At 41.3% G+C, this 23,501-nt stretch carries 16 protein-coding genes; 9 read left to right on the top strand and 7 right to left on the bottom strand.

The features are described from left to right. The first annotated feature begins 53 nt into the window (after positions 1–53). Complete coding sequence (locus ACESM0_RS01620) at positions 54–1,148, top strand: quinone-dependent dihydroorotate dehydrogenase (protein WP_372902988.1); 1,095 nt, start codon at positions 54–56, stop codon at positions 1,146–1,148. Here ACESM0_RS01620 and ACESM0_RS01615 read toward each other — a convergent pair. Both ACESM0_RS01615 and pyk read right to left on the bottom strand, forming a co-directional pair. After that, positions 1,145–3,712 (bottom strand): tetratricopeptide repeat protein, encoded by a 2,568-nt coding sequence (locus tag ACESM0_RS01615; protein WP_372902986.1) that lies wholly within the window; start codon positions 3,710–3,712, stop codon positions 1,145–1,147. The genes ACESM0_RS01620 and ACESM0_RS01615 overlap by 4 nt on opposite strands. A 33-nt stretch (positions 3,713–3,745) precedes the next feature. Further along, the gene (pyk, locus tag ACESM0_RS01610) at positions 3,746–5,185 is read right to left on the bottom strand and encodes a pyruvate kinase (RefSeq protein WP_372902984.1); all 1,440 of its coding nucleotides are present in this window, start codon (positions 5,183–5,185) and stop codon (positions 3,746–3,748) included. A gap of 145 nt (positions 5,186–5,330) precedes the next feature. Here pyk and ACESM0_RS01605 point away from each other — a divergent pair, with 145 nt between their 5' ends. The 5 genes from ACESM0_RS01605 to ACESM0_RS01585 all read left to right on the top strand — a co-directional run bounded on the left by ACESM0_RS01605 (position 5,331) and on the right by ACESM0_RS01585 (position 11,905). Beyond that, a complete protein-coding gene (locus ACESM0_RS01605; RefSeq protein WP_372902982.1) occupies positions 5,331–6,755 on the top strand; it encodes a GWxTD domain-containing protein in 1,425 nt (474 codons plus the stop codon). A gap of 116 nt (positions 6,756–6,871) precedes the next feature. Next, a complete protein-coding gene (locus tag ACESM0_RS01600; protein ID WP_322570144.1) occupies positions 6,872–7,249 on the top strand; it encodes a response regulator in 378 nt (125 codons plus the stop codon). Positions 7,250–7,301: 52 nt separating this feature from the next. Beyond that, positions 7,302–9,326, top strand: coding sequence for a M1 family metallopeptidase (locus ACESM0_RS01595; RefSeq protein ID WP_372902980.1), 2,025 nt, complete (start codon positions 7,302–7,304; stop codon positions 9,324–9,326). Positions 9,327–9,501: 175 nt separating this feature from the next. Then, on the top strand, positions 9,502–11,208 hold the full coding sequence (locus ACESM0_RS01590; RefSeq protein WP_372902978.1) for a sensor histidine kinase: 1,707 nt from the start codon (positions 9,502–9,504) through the stop codon (positions 11,206–11,208). Continuing rightward, positions 11,201–11,905 carry a response regulator gene (locus tag ACESM0_RS01585; protein ID WP_372902976.1) on the top strand — a complete coding sequence of 235 codons (705 nt, stop codon included), beginning with the start codon at positions 11,201–11,203 and terminating at the stop codon, positions 11,903–11,905. Before ACESM0_RS01590 ends, ACESM0_RS01585 begins: the two co-directional genes overlap by 8 nt. On the opposite strand, the gene ACESM0_RS01580 is transcribed toward ACESM0_RS01585, so the two are convergent. Then, positions 11,891–12,454, bottom strand: coding sequence for an NADPH-dependent FMN reductase (locus ACESM0_RS01580; protein WP_372902974.1), 564 nt, complete (start codon positions 12,452–12,454; stop codon positions 11,891–11,893). The genes ACESM0_RS01585 and ACESM0_RS01580 overlap by 15 nt on opposite strands. A 386-nt stretch (positions 12,455–12,840) precedes the next feature. Next, positions 12,841–14,196, bottom strand: a complete 1,356-nt coding sequence (locus ACESM0_RS01575) for a replication-associated recombination protein A (RefSeq protein ID WP_372902973.1) — start codon at positions 14,194–14,196, stop codon at positions 12,841–12,843. 173 nt (positions 14,197–14,369) lie between these two features. Here ACESM0_RS01575 and ACESM0_RS01570 point away from each other — a divergent pair, with 173 nt between their 5' ends. Then, a complete protein-coding gene (locus ACESM0_RS01570; RefSeq protein WP_372902971.1) occupies positions 14,370–14,807 on the top strand; it encodes a CBS domain-containing protein in 438 nt (145 codons plus the stop codon). Positions 14,808–14,816: 9 nt separating this feature from the next. On the opposite strand, the gene ACESM0_RS01565 is transcribed toward ACESM0_RS01570, so the two are convergent. Both ACESM0_RS01565 and ACESM0_RS01560 read right to left on the bottom strand, forming a co-directional pair. Beyond that, positions 14,817–16,367: an acyl-CoA carboxylase subunit beta gene (locus ACESM0_RS01565; RefSeq protein ID WP_372902969.1), complete on the bottom strand. Its 1,551-nt coding sequence runs from the start codon at positions 16,365–16,367 to the stop codon at positions 14,817–14,819. 21 nt (positions 16,368–16,388) lie between these two features. Beyond that, positions 16,389–18,065: a hypothetical protein gene (locus ACESM0_RS01560; RefSeq protein ID WP_372902967.1), complete on the bottom strand. Its 1,677-nt coding sequence runs from the start codon at positions 18,063–18,065 to the stop codon at positions 16,389–16,391. A 147-nt stretch (positions 18,066–18,212) separates the two neighbouring features. On the opposite strand from ACESM0_RS01560, the gene ACESM0_RS01555 reads away from it, so the two are divergent. Further along, positions 18,213–18,833: an ATP-binding cassette domain-containing protein gene (locus ACESM0_RS01555; RefSeq protein WP_372902966.1), complete on the top strand. Its 621-nt coding sequence runs from the start codon at positions 18,213–18,215 to the stop codon at positions 18,831–18,833. A 7-nt stretch (positions 18,834–18,840) separates the two neighbouring features. After that, complete coding sequence (locus tag ACESM0_RS01550; protein ID WP_372902965.1) at positions 18,841–19,944, top strand: aminopeptidase; 1,104 nt, start codon at positions 18,841–18,843, stop codon at positions 19,942–19,944. Positions 19,945–20,049: 105 nt separating this feature from the next. Here ACESM0_RS01550 and clpB read toward each other — a convergent pair whose 3' ends face one another. After that, a complete protein-coding gene (clpB, locus tag ACESM0_RS01545; RefSeq protein ID WP_372902964.1) occupies positions 20,050–22,686 on the bottom strand; it encodes an ATP-dependent chaperone ClpB in 2,637 nt (878 codons plus the stop codon). Positions 22,687–23,501: the final 815 nt, after the last annotated feature.

Below are 23,501 nucleotides of genomic sequence, written 5' to 3'. Positions count from 1 at the left end.
ATCCAATGAATCTCTCTTTACATTAGGCAAGCAAATTCTCATTAAATTAGTGTATGTATAAATTATTGATCAAGCCTTTCCTTTTCAGGTTATCGGCGGATTATGCACACGAACTCACGGTAAAAGCTGTCAGCACCTACAGTAAAAGAAAGGTTTTTTTACGGGCTGCAGAAACTATTTATTCGTACTCCAATCCCGCTTTAAGTCAAAATATCTGGGGGTTCAACTTCAAAAATCCAGTTGGTTTAGCAGCGGGTTTCGACAAGAACTGCACCTTGGCCCCCATGTTGGAAAAGCTGGGTTTTGGTTTTCTTGAAATAGGCAGCATAACAGCATTACCATCTACCGGAAATCCTAAACCGAGGAGTTTCCGTCTGCCTGCTGATCAATCGCTCATAAACCGCCTCGGGCTGAACAACGATGGTGCACAGACAATATCAAGAAGGTTAAAAAATCTGAATTTAAATATCCCTGTTGGCGTAAACATTGCAAAAACGCACAACCCTGATATTTACGGAGACAAAGCTCTTCAGGATTACCAAACAAGCTTCAACCTTGTGAAAGATGAAGCGGATTATATTACGTTAAACATCTCATGTCCTAACACCGCTGAAGGTAAAACATTCGAAGATCCCGATGTGTTAAATGCTCTTCTGGAAATCCTGGAGCTAAATAAAGATTCAAGTTTGCCACCGGTTTTGGTAAAGTTTTCGGTTGATTTGGATGAGACCCGGCTGTCGGAATTGATATCGGTTTGTGAAAGTCATGCCATAAGCGGCTATGTAGCTACCAACACATCTTCAAACCGCGAAAATCTAAAAACCTCAACGGATGAATTAAAATCAATTGGGCGTGGTGGACTTAGCGGAAAAGCCATACAGCAGAGAAGCACTGAAATCATCAGAAAAATTTATAAAGAAACAAAAGGAGAGAAAACGATCATCGGGGTCGGAGGTATCAGTTCCGGTATGGATGCCATAGAAAAAATCAAAGCAGGCGCTGATCTGATTCAGATTTATACGTCTATGGTTTATGAAGGCCCGTCCATTGTAAGACAGATCAATAAAGAAATTGCTGAGTATCTGGCAGCAAACGACCTTGAAAACATCTACCAGATACGCAAAAAGTTCAAATCTCAATCAGGTTAAAATCGAATTGGGAAATTTAATTTACAACGGATGGAGTGATCTCCGCCAACCGGATCAAAATTGAGATCTTCTATCACGGAATTCAAAGCATTTTCAATCTCGGCAGGCACTTCATCACTCAATATTGAATACTCTTCAATAGAACCATCCGGGTTGATAGCAAAACGGTAGGAGATCATATCCGGCAGTTGCGACTTCTGTTTATCACTCCAGTTCATCTCCGCTACAATCCTCGAAGTTCCGCCCGCTAAATTTAATTGCACATCAACATCTTCGCATATTGGCAGTTCCCCGGCGGGATCTGTTGGATAACGATCCTCAGGAAATCTTTCGATCATAATTTCATCCTCTTCATCTTCTTCTTTTAATTCAGCCAGCAATTCTTCAATGGATTCCAACATAATTGAAGTCCGTCGCCTTACTCGCGTATCTGCCTGTTCCATCCCCATAATTAGATTCAGCAACTCCAAAGCTGAGTTATAGAAAACGACAGAAGTTTCAGATGGAAGATCTTGAGCCGCTTTCAGATAATTTTCTGCCGCTTCAAGGTAAATCAGTGATACTATCTTTTCATCAGAAATACTTTCAGCCAGATCAACAAGACTATCGGCTTTTTCTTCGTAAGATGTATCAGCAATATTTTGTTGGATTGAAGTGTACTCTGTTTCAAATTGATCAGTTCTCACCGTGTCTTCCAAATCATAGTCAATATTCAGCCTGATTGCTATCCTGTCTGCAAAAATACTTTCGGGATATTGATCGAATAGAAGATTGGCCTTTTGTACCATTTCCTCTCTGTTATTCTCACTGAACTCCAACTCTGCAAGGGAATAGATAGCTCGTGGGATGATATCTTGGTTGGCCGAAGATTGAATAACTTCATTAAAATAATATCTCGCACTATCAGGCATATTTAACGATAGAAAAAACAGATTTCCAAGCCTGTACTTAAACTGCTCTTTTGATCTTTTCATCCTGTTCTTTTCTTCCTCGGTAAATGGGATTTCAGACAGATCAATACCGGCACTTGCAGCCGTTTCAATCAAATTACTCCCACCATTTGTTGCCACCGCAGTTTCAGAGTCGTCATTTGCCATTTCAGGTTCTTCATCAAGTGAAGATATCGTCAATGCGCTCTGGCGTCTCCAATTGTCTTCTAATGGCCTATTTCCCCAAACAGTCCGGAAATAACTTTGCGCTTCCGCTTTTCGCACAGGGTCTTTACTGTTCAAAAAACCAAACTCCAAAACTTCTGTGGCGTCGTCGGGGCTCTCGGCAATATCTCTCGCGGAGTTCAGATTCTGCTGCCGGCTAACTTCCGCACGGTCCGCCTGCTGATCCCGAATTCTTCTTACCACTGAATCCAGTTCTGCTTCGTTTAATGTAGACAGGTGCATCAGACTGTCAACTCTTTCAATCTCATTTTTTAACGACGCGTACTCTCCAAATGCCCTGGCAATCTCTTCAGCATCCACGTCCTCATAAATATTGGATAAATTGACGGATTGCGTATTAGCAGAATCGAAATAGGCAGCAGCTGTCTGAAAATCATTAAAGCGGTCTCTGTAAATCTCACCGAGCCCAAAATAGGATTTCGCCTTAATTGCACTTGAAGGTGCATCAAATCGATCGCGCAGCAATCTGTTATATCTAGTTACTGCTTCCTGAGCTCTATTCATCTCCTGATAGGTCCTGGCAATTTCGTATCGCAGATCAACGTGATCGTTTATAAACTTATCATCCCTCTCTAAACTCCTGAACAGCTGCAGCGCTGATTCGTAATCTCCAGTTTGGCGATGCATTTGGGCAAGCTTTCGCTTTGAGTTAAACTCAATATCGTATTCCGACATAATAGTTGAGGACAATCGATAAGCCGCTAAAGCTTGAAAATTGTTACCTAAGCTCTCATGAACCTGTCCGTGAAGAAAGTACGCTCTTGCTTTCAGTCTATTACTTTTCAGCAGCCCCGTATAATCCTGAAGCACCTCTGAAGCCTCAGTCCATTCACCCTTTTCTGAATACAACTGAGCTAACACCATATTTAACTCAGAGAGGAGATCAGTGTCCCAATCATCTATAAAGTCGATCTCTTGTTGAGTGAAATTGATACCTTCTTCATAGAGTTCTAATTCAAGGTAAGTACGGGATTGCCAAATTGTAGCTTCCTGTAACTCTTTTCCTGCTGATAATGACCGAAGTTCCTGAAATTTTTCGAGAGCCGAAAAATACTCTTGCCTGTAGAAATAGGATTGGCCAATTAATGAAACAGCTCTGGTAAGATATTTCGAATCAGCATGATCCCGCAGGATAGACGCTCCCTTCTCGATCGCTCTTTCAAACTCCTCCTGTCCGGCTTCTGTAGGAGAAGGATGAATCCTTATGGGTTGATCCGGATTGATATCAACCTGTTGGCGTTGATTTAATTCAAGCCCCTCATCAAAAGCCTGCTTGGCGTTATAAAAGGTGTTGTAATATGCGGTGAAATTTTGCCAACCCTGTTTTACCGGGGAAACGCAACCCGTCAAAAGAATGGCAAACAGAATGATATATAGATTTTTAAACACAGTTTTAAAACGTTTTCATTCTGCTTAGCGTATTTAGTCCTTATCGATGGTGCTCACCTTGATCATGTTGGTTCTGCCACGCTTTGCCACCGGCATACCTGTCGCAATGATCACCCGGTCTCCACTGTTCACGTAACCATTGTTCTGCAGATAATCTTCCATCAGTTTCACACTAATGTCCGTATCAAAAATCTCTTGGAGACGTACTGATTGCACGCCCCATACCAGGTTTAACTGTCGTCGTACTATAAGGCTTTCCGTAAATGCCACGATTGGCACTCGTGGTCTGAATTTCGAAATTCTCCGGGCTGTATTACCCGAATGTGTAATCGTACTAATAGCCCTGGCTTCGATATTATCTGCAATGGTAACACAAGAGTAAGCCAGCGACTCAATAATCTGCTTTTCCTTCCAATCCGGCTTTTTATATTTCAGGCTGTAATACAAACCATCTGCATTTGCCTCTACAGATTTTATAATCTTATCCATTGTTTTAACAGCTTCAACCGGGTAATTACCGGCAGCTGTCTCACCTGAAAGCATAACTGCATCCGTGCCGTCCAAAACAGCATTCGCCACATCAGAACTTTCTGCACGGGTAGCACGAGGATTGTTGATCATTGAATCGAGCATTTGAGTTGCCGTGATAACAGGTTTACCGGCAATTCTGCATTTTTCAATAATTTTCTTTTGAACCAGCGGAACCTGTTCGCTCGGAATTTCAATACCCAAATCGCCACGGGCAACCATAATACCGTCGGTCTCTTCAATAATTTCATCAATCACTTTTACTGCTTCCGGTTTTTCAATTTTTGCAATAATTGAGGCATTACTGCCGGCAGCTCGTATTCGAGAGATCACATCCTGTATATCTCTTGAAGATCTGACAAAAGACATAGCTACATAATCAACACCCACTTTCAGTCCGAATTCTAAATCTTCTTTATCCTTTTCGGTAAGTGATGACATGGAGATATCTACATCGGGCAAATTCACACCCTTTCGTGATTTTAAAATACCTCCTACAACTACTTTAGCTACAATTCCATCATCTCCTTTTTTAACAATTTTAAGCTCCAACAGTCCATCATCAATTAAAATCTGATTACCAACCTGAGAATCTTGTGAAAGTTTTGGATAATCGATAGGTACTAAATCGGGTGTTCCTACAACTTCCTCGGAAGTCAGCTTTACAAAATCTCCGGTTTTTATTACTTGGGCATCGTCTTTCATTTGCCCAACTCTGATTTTGGGTCCTTGAAGATCCATTAAAACCGGAATAGCGTATCCAACTTTTTCTGCGACCTCTCTAACGTAGCCTATTGTTCTCTTGTGCCCATCGTGTGTTCCATGAGAAAAATTTATTCGTACAACATTCATTCCTGCACGATAAAGTTTTTTAATATCCTCTTTCGTATTACTGCTGGGACCTAAAGTACATACAATCTTTGTTTTACGAGCGCCGCTTAGCATAAATATGTGATTGTTTAAGAGTGATTTTTTATTTAGATATGAATGTAGTGTCTAATGTAAGCAATTATATATCCATTTTGATGTTGTAAACATAATAATCAGAACGATTATTCGCTTTCTCTGGTTTTCAAAAAAAAATAAGCCTATGTCTATTCATTTTAAACATTTCCTTCTTTTTGGAGTTCTCTCACTTGGTTTATTGTTATCAGGTTGCGTACGATCATCAAATCCTGACGTTGAGAGAGGTTCTCTTTTTCAGTTTCAAGATGGCTATCCCGAAGTTCGAAGCTCTTCTATAGGTTTATTGAGTGAAAATGACCAACCCCTTATTAATATTACCACAGATATTGTTTTAAGTAGCCTTATTTACAGTACAAAAGACGAAAAAAGAGCCGCTAATGTCAGCCTGGAAATACGTATTCTCCAAGAAGATGGAGATTTCACAAAAACGGTACGCAAGGATTTTGAAATTGAGTCTGAATTTGAAGGGTCATTTATTAGCCAGGAAGTATTTACCCATAATGAAGTCATTGAAGTTGTACCCGGCACCTTTGAAGTAAATATTACCGTACTTGATCAATCATCGGACAGGGCTTCTAGCAGAACCAGTCAGGCTACAATTCCTAATCCTGAAAACCCTCAGGTTAGTCTTACCACTATACGTTTGCTTGGTAAAAACCTTGAACTGACTGAAAATCAGTACACACCAATTACTACATATACCGTACCATCTAAAATCGATAGCCTGAAAATGGACTTTCAGGTAACAAACAATGAAGTGGAAGATCCGCTTACCATCAATGCACGTTTGATTCAGTACCCGGCAGATACATCCTATGCGCGACCTATGAATTTCAATAATTATAGCCCATCCTCACTTCCATATATTGGAGTGGACATGAGGCGAGCAGAAGAAATCGATACAAACGTCAGAAGACTGGATCAACCGGGAAGCGTACTCATTGAATTCAAATATCCATTACTGGAACGCGGCACCTATCGTTTTGAAGTTGAAACCACCGATCAGGATGGAGAAACTTTGTACCGTGCGAGGGATTTTTCGGTGATGAGTGAAAACTATCCTTCGGTGATGACAGCCCGTGAACTAGCCGAGCCACTTATATATCTGATGGATCGACGCGATCACGAACGCATGATGGAGATTCAGGAAGCTGATTCTTTAAAAGAAGCTGTAGATCGTTTTTGGTTATCCAATGTCAAAAATATGAATCAAGCCAGGTCCGTCATTAATCTCTACTATGAGCGGGTAGAGCAAGCCAATAAGCAGTTTACAAACTTCAAAGAGGGCTGGAAAACAGATATGGGCATGATTTACATTTTATTTGGCCCTCCATGGTATGTAGATCGATATCTGAACACAATGGATTGGTCTTACTCCTACGACAGAAATGACCCTCAATACAATTTCACTTTCCGGAGACCCAACCTGAAAAATGAATTTTTCCCCTTCGATAACTATTTGCTCCAGCGTAATCAGGGATATTTTAATGTTCAGTATCGGCAGATTCAATTATGGCTCACCGGTAATATTCTTACTAACCGACTTTAAATATTAGCTTAGAAAACTTCGCATTTCTTTTCTCGTTTAATTCTTTACCTTTTTTCAGAATAAAAGAATTTTATATTAGCTTACGTCTGTAACAATTACAATAAAAGTATCTACGCATGTCTGATAAAAAAAAGGTTCTGATAGTAGAGGACGATTTAATTCTTAGTCTCTTGTATGAAAACTACATGGACAAATTGGGATTTGAAACTGAAGGGGAGCTCGTTTACGGTAAAACGGCTATTGAAGTAGCTAAAGAAGTTGAACCGGATCTTATACTAATGGACATTTCTCTGGAGGGCGAAATGGATGGAATTGAAGCGATGAACGAAATCCGGAAGTTTTCCTCTGTACCCGTTATCTACATTACCGGTAATTCGGATAAAGCTCACCAGGAACGTGCCAAACAAACTAATTACGAAGACTATTTAATTAAGCCCATCGAATTTAACGAGCTTAAAGCCAGTTTGATTAAAGCTGGTGTACTGTCAGAATAAAATACGTCTTTCCTTATTTACTGCTTTTACAAATACATAAAGAAATACTGACATGATCAAGAATTCACTTTCCATATCGATATTTTCATTACTATTTCTTTTCACCCTCTCCTGCGCTAGCACAGAGCAGCTGGATTCATCTTTAGAAAGCCAAACTACTGAATCAGAATTACCTGTTTCAGAGCTTGAACGTCCCTTACCCTATCCCATTGATGTACCAAATGCCTATTTACAAGCTGTAGAAAACGGCACAAGAAGCACAGACGGTAAACCGGGCGAAGAGTACTGGCAAAATTACTCCTCGTATACCATTTCAGCTGAGATTGATCCGGAGAACCATACCCTTTATGGGGAGTCATCTGTTGAATACATTAATAATTCTCCCGACGATCTGGAAGTCATCGTAGTTGAACTCGCTCAAAATCTTCATAAAGAAGGCACACCCAAAAAAGAATCAACGGAAATTACCGGGGGTAAAGAGCTAGAGAGAGTAAATTCGAATGGCCAGGATTTAGAACCTATCAGCATGCTTCAACGCTGGACTCAAAATGCTTCCGGATACGTTCTTGATGGGACACGTCTTTATATATTTCCTGACGAACAGCTTACATCAGGCGGCAGAATGAGCTTCGAGTTTGAATGGTCTTTTGAAATTCCTGAGCAAGGTGCTTCGGGAAGGATGGGGCGCAACCGGGACAATCTATATTTTATTGCCTATTGGTATCCAAAAATAGCTGTTTACGACGATGTATATGGCTGGATGGATGATTCTTTCCTGGGTAATGCAGAGTTTTACCATGGGTTCGCAGATTACGAACTTTCAATAACCATGCCTAAAGAGTGGATGATAATGGGGACGGGTGAGTTTCTTAATCCTGAGGAAACTCTGTCCCAAAGAACCCTGGAACGATACAATGAAGCCGGTAACAGTGACGATACTATCACTATAGCCGATTTTGACGAACTTTCTGATGCGACCATCCAAAACGGTTCTGAATCACTGACCTGGAAATTCTCTTCAAATCAGGTGAGAGATGTTGCATTCAGCGCTACCCTTGAATCTCGCTGGGATGCTACACGATCTGCTGTCGGGGACCTGGACGGAGACGGTGAAACAGACTATTCGCGAATCAATACTTTTTTCCGAGAGCTTGCTCCGCTCTGGTCAGATCAGGCTGAATACGCGCAACACTCAATTTCATTTTTATCTGACTATACAAACCTACCATACCCCTGGCCGCACATGACCTCCGTTGAAGGCGCAGGAATTATAGGTGGCGGTATGGAATTTCCAATGATGACAGTCATTGGAGATTACAACAACGCCGGGGCTGTTCAACTCTACGGAGTCACCGCACATGAGTTGGCTCACATGTGGATTCCAATGATACTGAGTACAAACGAAAGGCGTTACACATGGATAGACGAGGGCTATACAACTTTTCACACCAACGAAGCCAATAAGGATTATTATGGCGATCGGTTTGATAACAACGACATTTTCGGAGGGTATCTACAAATTGCCGGGACTGATCTTGAAGGTGAAATGATGAGGTGGTCAGATTTCCACTATCCCGGGCCCGCATATGGAGTTGCTTCATATCCCAAGCCGGCGTCTGTTCTAGCGGCTCTTCGTGGAGTATTGGGTAATGAACTATTTATGGAAGCACATCTCGAGCTGATTGAAAGGTGGAAATACAAACATCCATATCCATGGGATATTTTCAAAACGATTGAAGACGTGACAGGTAGGGATCTCTCCTGGTTCTGGAGAGCCTGGTATTACGAAACATGGACACTGGATCAGGCCGTTACCGATGTATTTTCAGAAAATAATAGCTACAAAATTGTTATAGAGGATATTGGAAATGTGCCAATGCCTGTTCTTTTAGAAATTACTCTTGCCAACGGTGAAAAAATCGATCAACGCATAGATGTAGACCATTGGCTGCAGGGACATCGAACCAAGGAGTTAACCATCGATTCAAATTCTCAGGTTGTACGTATTGAAATCGATCCTGAAAATCACTTCCCTGATGTGAATCCTTCAAATAACATTTGGGAACGAGAGAATTGAATATCAATATTAATTGACTAATTTCCGTTATAAAGTCAGAATACCAATAGTTCCTCCAGCTTTTTTAGTTGTAAGGTTTGTAAAAAAGTATTACAAACCCTGTAGGTTCTAACCGATGTTTCTATTTTAAATTGACTTAAAAATTCAATTTCAATCCATGCCTTTTTTTAACAAAATGCGTAAGCGTAATTCAGTCAGGTGGCTGTTCCTCAGTTTAGGAATTGTAGCGGTACTGGCTCTTACAGTGATGAACATCTATTCACTCTATGCTTTACGTGAATCTACCATAGAGTCTGCCAAAGACAATAAAAAAAGTCAGCTTGATGAGTTCACATTTCAGGTGAGACATCAGTTTGGCGGTCCTTTCCGAGAACTTCGGAAACTGGATATAGAGAAATTGGAAAACAGCTGGAGTGTAAGTGGTAATTTTCCGGCTCATTTTATAGAAGTTTTGGGTAAAGCGTCAGAAGACCCACTTTATGATGATATTTATTATAACCCAAGCGACTCCGACGCCTGTTACGACGAAACCCAACCTCTTTACAAGTTCAATCCGGATTTGAAAATGTTTACCATGGTAAATGAAGTACCTGATCTCGTTTGTGATGGTTTTGGTATTTCAAATTCCAGAGTAAAAGCTCTCATTGATGAATATCGGTTTAATAATAAGGTTACCTTCGATGCACATCGAAGTATGAACCTTGCTCTTATTAATTTGGATGATAGAGTAGTCATTGGTCATTTAAACTTTACGATCAATCGAGAATATCTGATTAACGAAGTTATTGCCAAAAAACTTAAAGAACAGTTTGGCCCGACAGATAAAACAGGTTTAGTTGTTTGGCTCAGAGATTGGATACAAGACGATATTTTATCAAGTAGTGATGAACAGTACACTTATAATCGTGATGTCTATGAAATTGATATGAGGCAGCGATTTCCGGAAATGCTTGAAAACTGGATTCTCCACGCATCCTTCCTGCAGTCACCAACGGTTTCTGCCACTAATGCATCACTGACCAGAAATCTAATTGTTCTGGGATTTGCAGTGATCGTACTTTTTGGAGCACTCGTATTTATGTTTATTAATGCTCAGCGTGAGAGAGAGTTGGCCCAGAGACAGGCCGGATTTCTTGCAAACATTACCCACGAGCTCAAAACACCTTTGGCCGTTATGCAGGCAGCCGGCGAAAATATTTCGGATGGACGTGTAAAAGACGGACAACGCTTGAAAAGTTATGGAGAGCATATCTACAATGAATCGGTTCGTTTGCGAAAAATGATCGAAAAACTTTTGGACGTCGCCAAAGTAGATTCGGGGCAAACCGTATTGGAGCAAGCTCCATATCAACTTGAGGCACTGGTAGCGGACTTTGCGAAATCCAACAAACAGTATATTCAGTCTAAAGGCTTTGACTTTAATTTTGATAGCGATTCGAATCTTCCGCTTGTGATGATCGACCCTGATCATCTTGAAACGATTCTCAACAATCTGATTGAAAATGCCATCAAATACAGTTCCGATACAAAACAAATCGATATTCAGTTGACGAAGAGTAATGATAATGTCGAAATCTCTGTTGCTGATAAAGGAGACGGAATGGCGAAGAAAGTTCAAAAACTGATTTTCGAAAAATTCTATCGGGTCGAAAACAGCCTGACAGCAAAAACCAAAGGTCACGGTTTGGGATTAGCCATCGTTAAAAACATCGTTGAATTAAATGGTGGCACTATTTCCGTTGAAAGTACAGAGGGGAAAGGCTCAGTATTTACAGTAAGCTTTCCAGCTCTATTTAAGGGGCAGGATCAGTATGACCCAAGCTTAGTACCTCAATCTACAGATAGTGAAATTAAAAATATAGACTCCAAGCAATATGTCTGATAAACAAAAGAAGATCGTTATCGTAGAAGATGAACCCAGCCTTGTTTTCACCCTTCGAGACACGCTGGAAACCGAGGGTTACGATGTAACTGTCGTTCAGGAAGGTGATAAAGCCGTCGAAGCTGTTAAAGATGTTGAACCGGATCTTATGCTTCTTGATATTATGTTGCCGGGAACAAGTGGTTACGAAATTTGCCAGGAAGTTCGCGAGCTAAAATATACTTTTCCAATCATCATGCTCACCGCTCGCGATCAGGAAATTGACAAAGTTGCCGGGTTGAACATTGGCGCCGATGACTATATAACAAAACCTTTTGGAGTAAAAGAACTTCTTGCTCGCATTAAAGCAAGGCTTCGAAGAGCTAATGCTTACACCAAATCGGGGCCGGTAGAGATGTTAAAACTTGGTGATGTCAAAATTGACCTCAAGGAGTCTAAAGTTATCAAGCCAAACGGAGTAATACATGAACTCTCTACCAGGGAGGTAGAACTCATTCAATATCTTGTTTCCAAGGCAAACCAGCCGATATCCAGAGACGATCTGCTTGAGAATGTCTGGCGTTACGAGTATAGCACTAACACAAGAACTGTGGATGTGCATATCTCAAAGTTACGCGCTAAAATTGAGATGCAACCTGATGATCCGCGTTTTCTTGTTACGCTACACGGCGTTGGTTACATGCTACGCGTCAACTGAAATATCCAAACTTTTTATCTCCTCAACAAAATCAGGGAATCCATCCAGCTGGCTCATTAACAACTTTTGAAGTGTTTCATTTGACAGTCCCGATTCCGGATCAAATGAATCATTCACTCTTTGAATAAACATTCGCTCCGGATAGATATATGCCTTTCTATACTTAAGCAACTGTTCAAACTGTTCTACAGGGCGCAGCGCTCCAAATGCTCCGGCAGCTTCTCCTATTAATGAAACAGGTATCATCTCAAGGGCTTCAGGGAATGGCAGATAATCGTAAAAGAATTTCAAAACCCCCGGAAAACCTCCGTTATACTCGGGAACAACAAAAAGTAAACCGTCTGCGCTTAAAAGTTCTTGGTTAAACTCTTTTACAGAATCAGGTGTATTTCCGTACTTACCTCCAACTATATCCGCATACGGATAATCCATCAGAGAGAAAATCTTAGTATCAGCTTTTTTCGCCAAATGCTGCTCCACATACTTGGAAACTTTAAGTGCATTGGAGTTAGGTCTGTCAGTAGATGATAAAATGTGTATAAGACTCATGCTTGTATTATGCTTTAATTTTTTTCTAATGCTGATATAACACTTCAATCAGCATAATGATTCGTGTTCTTAGTCGACGCACAAAATTTATTATTCTGGCTCTTATAAAGTGAATTTAAACCTCCTTTTGTAGGTTTGAATTGAATAAAACCTTTAGATTTATGACTTAAAAAAAGCGCTTTTCTGACTCATATAGTTAAATAATAATTGCCTAATGATTTTTTAACTTAATTTAATTTGTATATCAAGCTATTTCACTTTATCATTTGACTATAGAATAAAGGATTAAAGGTATCAATTTATAAAAGAGCTCATGTTATGGTAGACATCGAGCAATAGCTCCAATACTAAGAAAGCCGGAATGGATAATTCCGGCTTTTCTATTTTCAGGACTTACCTAATTTATTCTTTAGAATGTTTAACCTTTCCCACAGTTTTTTCTCCCGCCCTGTATTCCCTCCTTCATACCACGATTTATCATTTATTTCATCGGGTAAATACTGCTGATCAACCCAACTGTTTGGGTAACTGTGTGGATATTTGTAGTCATCCGAAGCATTTTTCACATCCAAGTATTGAGATGCGAGTTTATTTGCAGTTTTATCTTTCAAATGTTGTGGCACATCTTTCACACCTTTCTCCCTGATAATGCTATTCGTATCAAATATGGCTTTGGTACTGTTGCTTTTTGCTGAGAGCGATAAAAATATTGCCGCATGCGAAAGAAAATATAAACCCTCCGGCATTCCTGTCTTCATGAAAGATTCGTGAGCCGAGTTGACAACAGTTAAAGCATACGGATCAGCCATGCCCACATCTTCTGATGCAAAAATGAGCATCCGTCTGAAAATAAAATTTGGGTCCTCCCCACCTTCCAGCATCGCACTCATCCAGTAAAGAGCTGCATTTACGTCAGAACCCCGCATAGATTTAATAAAAGCGGAAGCGTAGTGGTAGTGCTCGTCCCCCGTACGATCGTACCTTACATTCCGTTTTTGAATGGACTCTTTTGCAATATCAAGCGTGATTCGAACAAACCCATGTTTGTCTTTGGCTGTTGAGAGCGCAGCAACTTCTAAAGCATTCAACGCATTTCGAACGTCTCCTCCGGCATTTTCAGCAAAATAGAGTTTAGCTTCCTGTGATACCTCAATCTTCAAATACCCAAGTCCCCGCTCTTCATCTGCCAGCGCCCGGTCTATCATCTCTTCAACATTGTCGCGGGTAAGGGGAAAGAGCTCAAAAAGCTGACACCTGGAAAGCAATGGGTTTACAAGCGAGTAAAATGGGTTTTCGGTAGTTGCACCCACCAATGTTATAATACCCGACTCAAGATGGGGGAGCAGAGCGTCTTGCTGAGCTTTGTTCCATCTGTGAATTTCGTCCACAAAAAGAATAGTCTTTCGACCATTGGCTTTTTTTTGATGCTCTGCCTTGGCCACAACATTTCGAAGCTCTTTAATACCATCCAATACGGCGTTAATCACCTCAAAGCGTGCATCTATCTCGTTGGAAATCACATACGCAAGCGTAGTCTTACCCGAACTTGGAGGACCGTAGAAAATCAGAGACCCTATTACGCCGCTATCTATCATCCGTTGTAACATCTTCCCTTCACCAACCAGATGATTCTGACCAACAAATTCATCCAGGGAGACCGGGCGCATTCTCGTTGCAAGCGGTTGATTTTTGTTGTCCGATTTTCCTTCAAAACTATCGGATTCATTTTCAAATAGATTCATCACACAGTCAATTATGTTTAGCGAAGTGCCAAAAAACTTTCAGGGATAGATGATAACGAAATTACATCGGAATTTCGCTGAACATCAAATACGCAATTTTCAGTGATATTCTTGCATAATGAGAAAATTCTGCTTATTGATAATGTTTACTTAATCTTAAAAAAGGGAGGGATATGACAGTTAAGGATATTCTCAATCGAAAAGGCTCAACCGTTTACTCTGTGCATCCACACGAAACCGTTTACGACACTATAAAGAAAATGGCTGATTTAAATATCGGTGCGCTTCTCGTTCTTGATGATGGAAAAGTGCAAGGAATTATATCTGAAAGGGACTATAGAAACAAAGTCATTCTAAAAGGAAGGACCTCAGCCTCAACACCCGTTAAAGATATTATGGTTAAGCAGGTATTCTGTGTTAACAGTTCAGACAGCATAAATTTATGCATGCAGCTCATGACTGAAAAGAAAATTCGCCACCTGCCAGTTTTGAACAATGGAGATTTAGCCGGAATCATCTCCATTGGCGATGTTGTCAAATCAGTCATTGAAGATCAAAAAATAGAAATAAACTCACTGCGCAATTACATTGCAGGAAGCTATCCGGGATAAAGTACTTTTTTAAAGCGGCAGGTTATCATGCTTTTTCTTAGGAACACGGTCTGCTTTATTGTGGCACAATTCAAACGCCTTAATCAGTTTTTTACGGGTTTCGGACGGTAAAACCACATCATCAATAAAGCCACGTGCTGCTGCTTTATATGGATGAGCAAATTCATCACTATAGCTATCTTCCAGTTCTTTCTGCTTTTCTTCGGGTTTATCTGCTTTAGAAATTTCTCGTCTGAAGATAATTTCGACCGCACCTTTCGTACCCATAACCGCAATTTCAGCAGTAGGCCAGGCTATATTATAGTCGGCCCGAATATGTTTTGAGTTCATTACGTCGTAAGCGCCCCCGTAAGCTTTTCTGGTAATGACCGTCATTTTTGGCACAGTTGCTTCACAAAAAGCGTATAGAAGTTTAGCACCGTGTTTTATAATTCCACCCCACTCTTGATCCGTGCCGGGCAAAAATCCGGGCACATCTTCAAACACAACCAAAGGGATATTAAACGCATCACAGAATCGGACAAAACGTGCCCCTTTCAGCGATGCATCTATATCGAGAACACCGGCAAGTGACAATGGCTGATTCGCAACAATTCCTACCGTTCGCCCGTCGAGCCGGGCAAATCCTACAACTATGTTATCGGCATAGCGCTCATGAACTTCATAAAAGGTGTCTCCATCCATCACACCATCGATAACATCTTTAATATCGTACGGTTTGTTAGGATTGAGTGGAACCAGGTCGTCCAACGCTTCAGCATTGGAGGATTCCGGCTCTTTTGAAGGTTTCATTGGAACTTTTTCTTCACAATTCTGCGGTATGTAGCTTATCAGCTTACGAATATTTTTTAGGCAAACGGCGTCATTCTCTTCAGCAAAATGAGCTACTCCGGATTTAACACCATGCGCTGATGCTCCTCCAAGTTCTTCGGAAGTCACCTCTTCGTGCGTAACCGTCTTTACAACGTTAGGTCCGGTAACAAACATATAGCTTGTATTTTTGACCATTGATACAAAATCCGTTAGGGCTGGGCTGTAAACGGCTCCACCTGCACAGGGGCCCATAACTGCAGAAATCTGCGGTATTACTCCGGACGCCATCGAGTTCCTCCAAAACACTTCAGCGTAACCGCCAAGAGAGCTTACGCCCTCCTGAATCCTGGCTCCTCCAGAGTCATTGAGTCCGATGACGGGAACTCCATTTTTCATAGCGAGATCCATAATTTTACAGATCTTTTCGGCGTGGGTTTCTGAAAGTGAGCCGCCAAAAACAGTGAAATCCTGACTGAAAACATAAACCGGTCTTCCATCAACTTTCCCATATCCGGTTACAACACCGTCACCTAAAAACTGCTGGTCCTCAAGCCCGAAAGCCGAACTTCGGTGAGTTACGAATGCATCAATCTCTTCAAAACTGTTTTTATCGAGAAGGAGATCAATACGCTCGCGGGCTGTAAGTTTTCCTTTATCGTGTTGTTTTTTTATCCGGGCTTCACCACCGCCTTTTTTCGATTCTTCCCTGAGTTTTAATAGCCGTTTTACTTTTTCGTTTTCAGACATCCTGTGCTGTTAATATTCTTTTTATTTTCGCTCTTTAAAAAAAGTATGAAGTCTGTCGGTAAAATCAACAGCTACTTCATCAAATATATCAATATGGTTTCGATTAAACACCTCATCTTTGATAAACCGAGAGGCACTCTTCCAGTCATCCAAAAGTGCAATATCCTCTAAAGACTCCTCATATGCTTTCTCTGATCCGCTAAATATGCCGTCCACGAAACGATCTCTTTCGTCAGAAATCCATTTCATCAGCTCTTCTGCGGTTGCTCCTGAATTCTCATCATCATCCTCATCGTAGCTTCCAAAAAACGAATCGGCCAGTTTATCAGCTAACTGCAGTTTTTCCGCTTCTACAGACTTTGATTTGGAATCACCACTATCTTCATCTTCAACAACACTGCTTAAGTCTTCTCTTTCGAGAAAAGCCCTCCAGATAGGTACATCCTCCTCATCATCTGTTTCGTTATAAAGTTCGATCGATTCAACTCCGGCATCCTCTTCTTCATCCGGTCGATCCGTTTCAGCCAAATCTTCAACTTCAGATTCACTTTTCTCTTTAACCGATTTCGTATTCGCGGATTCGCCTCCGGATATCGCCCTCCATTTACTCAGCAGATCGGAATGTAATTTGTCGGGATCTTCATCCTCATCATCAAGTTTCAGAATATCCCGCCGTATTTCCCTGGTTGATTCCCCGGCATCCAATTTTTTAGTTTTACTGGCTTTGTTATTATCAGTTGAATCCTCTTGTTTATCCAGCTTAAATTTTGAGTGAATTTCTTCTTCAGAATCTTCCTCACCCTTCCTTGTATCACCACCGGTCTCCTCGTCTCTCTGTTTCCGGAATGAGCTGAGTATTGAATCTTCATCATCAACCTCTTTCTCTTTTTTGGATCTTTTTGAAGCTTTGGACTCCGCACCTGAGACCGCCTCAGTTTTATTACTTTTAACGTCGCTGGTCACCTCTTCGTCGTCCAACAGATGATCCGGTGATGACATCACCTCGATAAACTCAGTTCTATTTAATGATTTACTGAGTTGATCGAATAATCTTGAGATTTTTTTCTGTCCTTTATCTTCAAAGTAAAGCCTGAACATGTCGGTATCCACAGATGGACCTGCTAAAACAAACATTGGCTCCAGCTCTTTTGCCCAATCCAGAGAGTTAAAGGAGTGTATCAATTTGTCATCGATCTGTGCAATAATTCTTTTACACTCAGAGATTTTGAGTTCGGTTTTACTCTTCTTCTCCATATATCGGATAAGTGCTGCTGCAAGCGGCCGGCCAACAGTTATGTACCGAATTCTTTTTTTCAAATCCTTAACCGTTAACACCTCATCGTTGCCAAATAGAATTTCTGGAATTGCACGACGGGGTTGCGTAGCGAGATCCAATGCATCCGCTACTGCTGTTTCCAGCAGTGGAGCTGCATATGAGGCCGGCATTCTAACTTCTGTTTTTATCGCCTCGAGGAAATTTTTCCAGGCAAAACGGACGGAATCACCATCCATATCGGCCCATTCCGTTTCAGGTGGATTTACTGATTCACTCAGATTTTGATGCATTTCCAAAATAACTCTCTCAGTGATAAATGCTGGTATATCAAGCACCTGGAGATCTTCTGGGGTATAATACTCTCTAAAACGGGGTAACTGAGCTGTCAGCTTCTCTGTGATGTGGCGTACTGTTCGCTCCATATCTTTTTATATTTACTCTTTATGCAAACTTTGTAAGGGTTCTATTATAATAACTTTTCTTCAATTACTTTATGATCAATTTTGCCACAATTTTATTAAAACCCTCTTTTTCCTTCTTTTTGCATCTCTTAAAATTTACCTTTCACCATGATTGAAATCTCTGCAAACAATATTTCAAAAAAATATGGGCGAAAGCGTGTGCTAAACGGCATTAGTTTTCTCCATCAAACTACTGTTCTGGGAATCGCCGGAGCAAATGGGTCCGGGAAATCCACGTTACTAAAAATTATTTCTGGTTTATTAAAACCAACTTCCGGAAAAATCCAATGGGAGATATTTGAAGACACACTACAACCTAAAGCCATAATACCATATATCGGGTTTTCAGCACCTTATGTTCAACTTTATGAGGAACTGACAGTAGAAGAAAATTTACGTTTTTTAGTGGAGCTTCAAAAAAACTCCTCTATAGAAGATATTAATGATCTGCTACACCGTTTCGAAATAAAAAAGCTGCAAAATTCCCTGTACGGCAACTTATCAACCGGCCAGCAACAGCGTGTCAAACTAGCTTCTGCTGTAATTAAAAAACCATCCATTTTGATTATGGATGAACCGGGATCCAACCTGGATCAAAAAGGAAAATCACTGATCAAAAATCTAGTTCAAACATTCAGGGATAGTAAAAAAATGGTAATTATCGCCTCCAACCAACAAGATGAACTGGACCTCTGCGACAAAACTATAGACTTAAACAATTTTAAATAAGAATAACATGTACACTCCTGAAGACAAGCAGCTGGCCAAACAACTACTGAATCACAGCACCGAATTAAAGGAAGGAGAAAATGTAATGCTCCAGCTAGTCGGACTGAATGGGATCGGTTTAATCAGAGCACTGACAGATGAGGTCAGAAAAATGGGAGCTCACCCTTTCATCAAAATTGAAGATGGAGAGACAAATCGTCTTCTGCTGGAAAATGGTGACGAGGAGTTTTGGACAAATCAAGCAAATGTAGACCAGCTTCCTTTGATGAAACAGATGGATGCCTTTATTGGGATTCGCGCAGCTGAAAATATCTACGAGAATTCTGAGGTACCAAAAGAGGCAAATCGGGCGTACTCTCAAAAATTTCTCAACCCGGTTCATTTTGAAGAGCGCGTTAACAACACAAATTGGGCCGTACTTAGATATCCATCCGCAGCTTTTGCCATGAACGCCAAAATGCCCACCGAAAAATTTCGAGAATTCTATTACGCTGCCTGTCTTTTCGATTACAACAAACTGGAGCAGGCCATGAAACCGCTCGAAGAACTTCTGCGGAAAACAGATCGAATTAAGCTTAAAGGGGAGGGAACCAATATCAGTTTTTCCGTCAAAGGTCAGAATTGGATTCCCTGTTTTGGTAAGCGAAATATTCCTGACGGTGAACTATTCTCTTCTCCAATTCTGGATTCCGTCAACGGACACATCACCTATGCCCCATCCGTCTACCAGGGAAAACCGTTTGAGTTTGTTAAGCTTGAGGTTGAAAATGGTGTCGTCACAGATTTTGACTCATCGAATAATTCAGCACTCGAAGAAATTCTCGATACGGATGAAGGAGCCAGACAATTCGGAGAATTTAGTTTTGGGCTGAACCCCATCATCAGCGAACCGATGTATGACATTCTATTTGATGAGAAAATCTATGGCTCCAATCACCTTACCCTTGGGAATGACTACGAAATTGCCCCCAACGGCAACGAAAGCAACATTCACTGGGATTTGGTCTGTATTGGTGCTGATGTATATCTGGATGGTGAGCTGATTCGAAAAGGGAGAGAATTTGTAAAGGATGAGCTGAAGGGATTAAATCCCGATTCTTTGGTCAAATAAGATCTGACTATAAAACAAAAACCTCCACGGTTATCGAACCTTGGAGATATTATTTGATTCAATTTTCCTGACGGACCGCGGTTAGCGGTCTGTCGGGGTCTTATTTTAATCGGCCCACGCTTCAGCATCGCTGTACACTTCGGCAAATTCGAGCTTGCTTCCATCTTTACTGACGGTTGCCTCAAACTCTATTCCCTGAGTATCGTCCTCGCGTTTGATCAACTGCTTGGCAAGCTGGTTTACGATTTGTGTTTGAATGACTCTCTTTAAAGGCCGGGCACCATAAACCGGGTCATAACCACGGGCTGCCAGCCAGTCTTTCACATTTTCAGATACGGAAACGGACACCCTGTTTCTGGCCAGCATCTTCTCAACTCGTTTAAGCTGAATGTCAACGATTTGTCGGATATGTCGCTGATCAAGCGGGTGGAAAACAACCACATCGTCAATTCGGTTCAAAAACTCGGGCCGAATCGTTTTCTTCAACTGCTCAAAAAGCCTGTCTTGCAGATCAGTATATGTTTCATCGTCCATTTCACCGCCACTCTTCTCAATCTCTTCGGATATCAGATGAGAGCCGATGTTACTGGTCATAATCACAATGGTATTGGTAAAATCGACCGTAACTCCTTTATTGTCGGTCAAACGGCCATCATCTAATAACTGCAAAAGGATATTAAATGCATCCGGATGTGCCTTTTCGATCTCATCGAGCAGTACGACGGAGTACGGCTTGCGACGAACCGCTTCGGTTAACTGACCTCCTTCGTCATACCCAACATATCCCGGAGGCGCTCCAATTAAACGGCTCACACTGTGTTTCTCCATGTATTCACTCATGTCGATTCGTATCATGGCATCCTCATCATTAAAGAGGAAATCAGCCAGTGAGCGGGCAAGCTCCGTTTTACCCACACCGGTTGAGCCGAGAAACATAAATGAACCGATCGGGCGGTTCTCGTCCTGCAGACCTGCTCTTGCGCGTCGTACAGCGTCAGAGACCGCTTCAATTGCCTGATCCTGACCAATCACCCGCTTATGGAGTTCCTCTTCCAGCTTGAGTAGTTTTTGCCGTTCGCTGGAAAGCATCTTAGTAACCGGAATTCCAGTCCATCGACTTACAATATCTGCAATTTCTTCAGCTTCAACTTGCTCCTTCAGTAGCGACCGGCCTTCTTGAACATCGTCCAGTTTTGCTTTCGTCTCTTCCAGATCTTTCTCCAACTGTGTAATGGTTCCGTATCGCAGTTCCGCTACTTTCTCATATTGGCCCTCACGCTCGGCTTTATCGGCCTGATTACGCGCCGTTTCAATCGCCTGTTTCAGTTCACGGGTTTTCTGGATCAAGCCTTTTTCATGATCCCACTGAGCCCGCATCGACTTCCGTTTCTCCTCCAGATCGGCAAGCTCCTTCTCATTAGCTTTTAGTTTGGCTTCGTCGTTCTCCCGTTTCAATGCTTCTCGCTCAATTTCGAGCTGACGAATCTGCCGTTCCATGCTGTCCAGTTCTTCCGGCATGCTGTCAATTTGGAGTCTCAGTCTGGAAGCGGCTTCATCAATCAGGTCAATCGCCTTGTCAGGCAAAAACCGATCGGCAATGTATCTGTGGGACAGTTCCGCAGCCGCAACAATAGCCGAGTCTGTAATTCGAACACCGTGGTGAACCTCATAGCGCTCCTGAAGTCCTCTCAAAATCGACACGGTATCTTCAATGGACGGTTCGCCAACAAACACTGTTTGAAGACGCCTCTCCAGAGCTTTGTCTTTCTCAATATACTTTCTGTATTCGGTTAGCGTGGTGGCACCAATTGCATGGAGCTCGCCCCGCGCTAATGATGGCTTCAAAATATTCGCCGCGTCCATAGAGCCTTCAGTAGCTCCGGCACCTACCAGGGTATGAATCTCATCAATAAAGAGAATGAGCTCTCCGTCAGAATCCATCACCTCTTTAACGACCGCTTTCAGACGCTCCTCAAACTCACCGCGGAATTTTGTTCCGGCTACCAGGGCTCCCATATCAAGAGCTACAATCTGCTTGGTTTTCAATCCTTCGGGCACGTCACCGCGTACAATTCTCAAGGCAAGTCCTTCAGCGATCGCAGTTTTACCTACGCCGGGCTCTCCAATCAACACTGGATTATTTTTGGTTCGTCGTGACAATATTTGCATCACCCGGCGAATCTCCTGGTCTCGTCCAATCACGGGATCCAGCTTATTTTTCTCCGCCATTTCATTCAGGTTCATGGCATATTTTTTTAATGCCTGATACCTGCTCTCCGCATTGGGATCATCCACGGTTTGGCTGCCTCTAACATCTTTTAAAATCTGCAGGACCTGATCCTTTTTCACTCCCTGATCTTTCAAAAGCGTACTGGTTTCCGACTCCGTAACAATCATAGCGAGTAAAATATGCTCAGAACTAATATACTCATCGCTCAAATCGGTCGCTTCAATTTGGGCTTTATCAAAAAGTGCTTTTGTATTGTTTGACAGGTACTGGCCTGATACAGATGCACCTTTAACAACCGGAAAGGACTTCATTTTTTTCTCAAGCTGATCTAAGAGCGATGAAACATTCACACCGATCTTTTTCAAAATCTGAATCGTAACATTTTCAGAATCACTCAAGAGCGCTTTTAGAATATGCGCTGGCTCTACAGCCTGATGGTTCTCATTTTGAGCCAGCTCAATTGCTGCCTGAACAGCCTCTTGAGCTTTTATCGTAAATTTATTGAAATTCATATATACTCCTGTTTAAACATTCTTTCTTTTTACTCTAAACAGAAGCTAAAATCATACCTGTAATTTAGAACCTGTCGGAATTGCAGTTAATGCACTAACAGTACGTTTAAATCACTGTTTTAAGTGTTGTATGGCAGAATTCCATCGATCAGTTCTGACTCAATTGCATTTAAAAAAAGAAACCGCCTGTCATTATCGATTAGATAACAACAGACGGTTCAATCTTCACCCAATTAAAAAGATTAACCGGTTTAACTACTTCTGTGTTGAAGTGAATTGCCCCGCATGATCACCATTTCTCAAGAACTCAAAGATCCTGTCTTGGTCCGTGTGATTCAGTTTGGCAACTAGATTTTCTATTCTCGGAAAGCTTTGCTGATTTTGGTAAAAGTAGATCCCAAAATTTGCTTTTGCGGAAACCGACTCTAATGTAGTTTCCTCAGCAACTTTTTACCTTTTCTATAACTTTGTCTGAAGTGAGTTCTGGATAGACAATTTTATAATTTAACATGTTAAAAAGAGTGGATTCAACAACGTCATTCACATTATAGGAAAGCCCGTAAAACAAACTCTGCTCTAGCCGTTCAGGACTTTCTTCACTCAGATTATTTTATGGCATTGCATCAGCAGTTATTGTTAAAGAAAAAAACTACACTGATAATGGAGAGTATGCTTTTTATTTTAAACATCGTGTTGTTTGATTTATGCTTACTTGAGTGATTGGTTCATAATATATCTTCAAGTCTTCATATCAATCAATTCTAGAAATCATTACCAAAATTAATATAATGGGCATTTTTGTGACTTTTTTACAT

Origin of the sequence: Rhodohalobacter sp., assembly GCF_041686455.1 — a bacterium.
Classification (GTDB): domain Bacteria; phylum Bacteroidota; class Rhodothermia; order Balneolales; family Balneolaceae; genus Rhodohalobacter.
This window is presented reverse-complemented; position numbering and strand designations above follow the sequence as displayed.

What these genes read in the sequence shown, in the direction of transcription:
- ACESM0_RS01570 (WP_372902971.1), top strand. Translation starts at nt 14,370, where the DNA reads ATGACAGTTAAGGATATTCTCAATCGAAAAGGCTCAACCGTTTACTCT.
- ACESM0_RS01590 (WP_372902978.1), top strand. Translation starts at nt 9,502, where the DNA reads ATGCGTAAGCGTAATTCAGTCAGGTGGCTGTTCCTCAGTTTAGGAATT.
- ACESM0_RS01595 (WP_372902980.1), top strand. Translation starts at nt 7,302, where the DNA reads ATGATCAAGAATTCACTTTCCATATCGATATTTTCATTACTATTTCTT.
- ACESM0_RS01555 (WP_372902966.1), top strand. Translation starts at nt 18,213, where the DNA reads ATGATTGAAATCTCTGCAAACAATATTTCAAAAAAATATGGGCGAAAG.
- ACESM0_RS01605 (WP_372902982.1), top strand. Translation starts at nt 5,331, where the DNA reads ATGTCTATTCATTTTAAACATTTCCTTCTTTTTGGAGTTCTCTCACTT.
- ACESM0_RS01580 (WP_372902974.1), bottom strand. Translation starts at nt 12,454, where the DNA reads ATGAGTCTTATACACATTTTATCATCTACTGACAGACCTAACTCCAAT.
- ACESM0_RS01565 (WP_372902969.1), bottom strand. Translation starts at nt 16,367, where the DNA reads ATGTCTGAAAACGAAAAAGTAAAACGGCTATTAAAACTCAGGGAAGAA.
- ACESM0_RS01585 (WP_372902976.1), top strand. Translation starts at nt 11,201, where the DNA reads ATGTCTGATAAACAAAAGAAGATCGTTATCGTAGAAGATGAACCCAGC.
- clpB (WP_372902964.1), bottom strand. Translation starts at nt 22,686, where the DNA reads ATGAATTTCAATAAATTTACGATAAAAGCTCAAGAGGCTGTTCAGGCA.
- ACESM0_RS01550 (WP_372902965.1), top strand. Translation starts at nt 18,841, where the DNA reads ATGTACACTCCTGAAGACAAGCAGCTGGCCAAACAACTACTGAATCAC.
- ACESM0_RS01575 (WP_372902973.1), bottom strand. Translation starts at nt 14,196, where the DNA reads ATGAATCTATTTGAAAATGAATCCGATAGTTTTGAAGGAAAATCGGAC.
- pyk (WP_372902984.1), bottom strand. Translation starts at nt 5,185, where the DNA reads ATGCTAAGCGGCGCTCGTAAAACAAAGATTGTATGTACTTTAGGTCCC.
- ACESM0_RS01560 (WP_372902967.1), bottom strand. Translation starts at nt 18,065, where the DNA reads ATGGAGCGAACAGTACGCCACATCACAGAGAAGCTGACAGCTCAGTTA.
- ACESM0_RS01600 (WP_322570144.1), top strand. Translation starts at nt 6,872, where the DNA reads ATGTCTGATAAAAAAAAGGTTCTGATAGTAGAGGACGATTTAATTCTT.
- ACESM0_RS01620 (WP_372902988.1), top strand. Translation starts at nt 54, where the DNA reads ATGTATAAATTATTGATCAAGCCTTTCCTTTTCAGGTTATCGGCGGAT.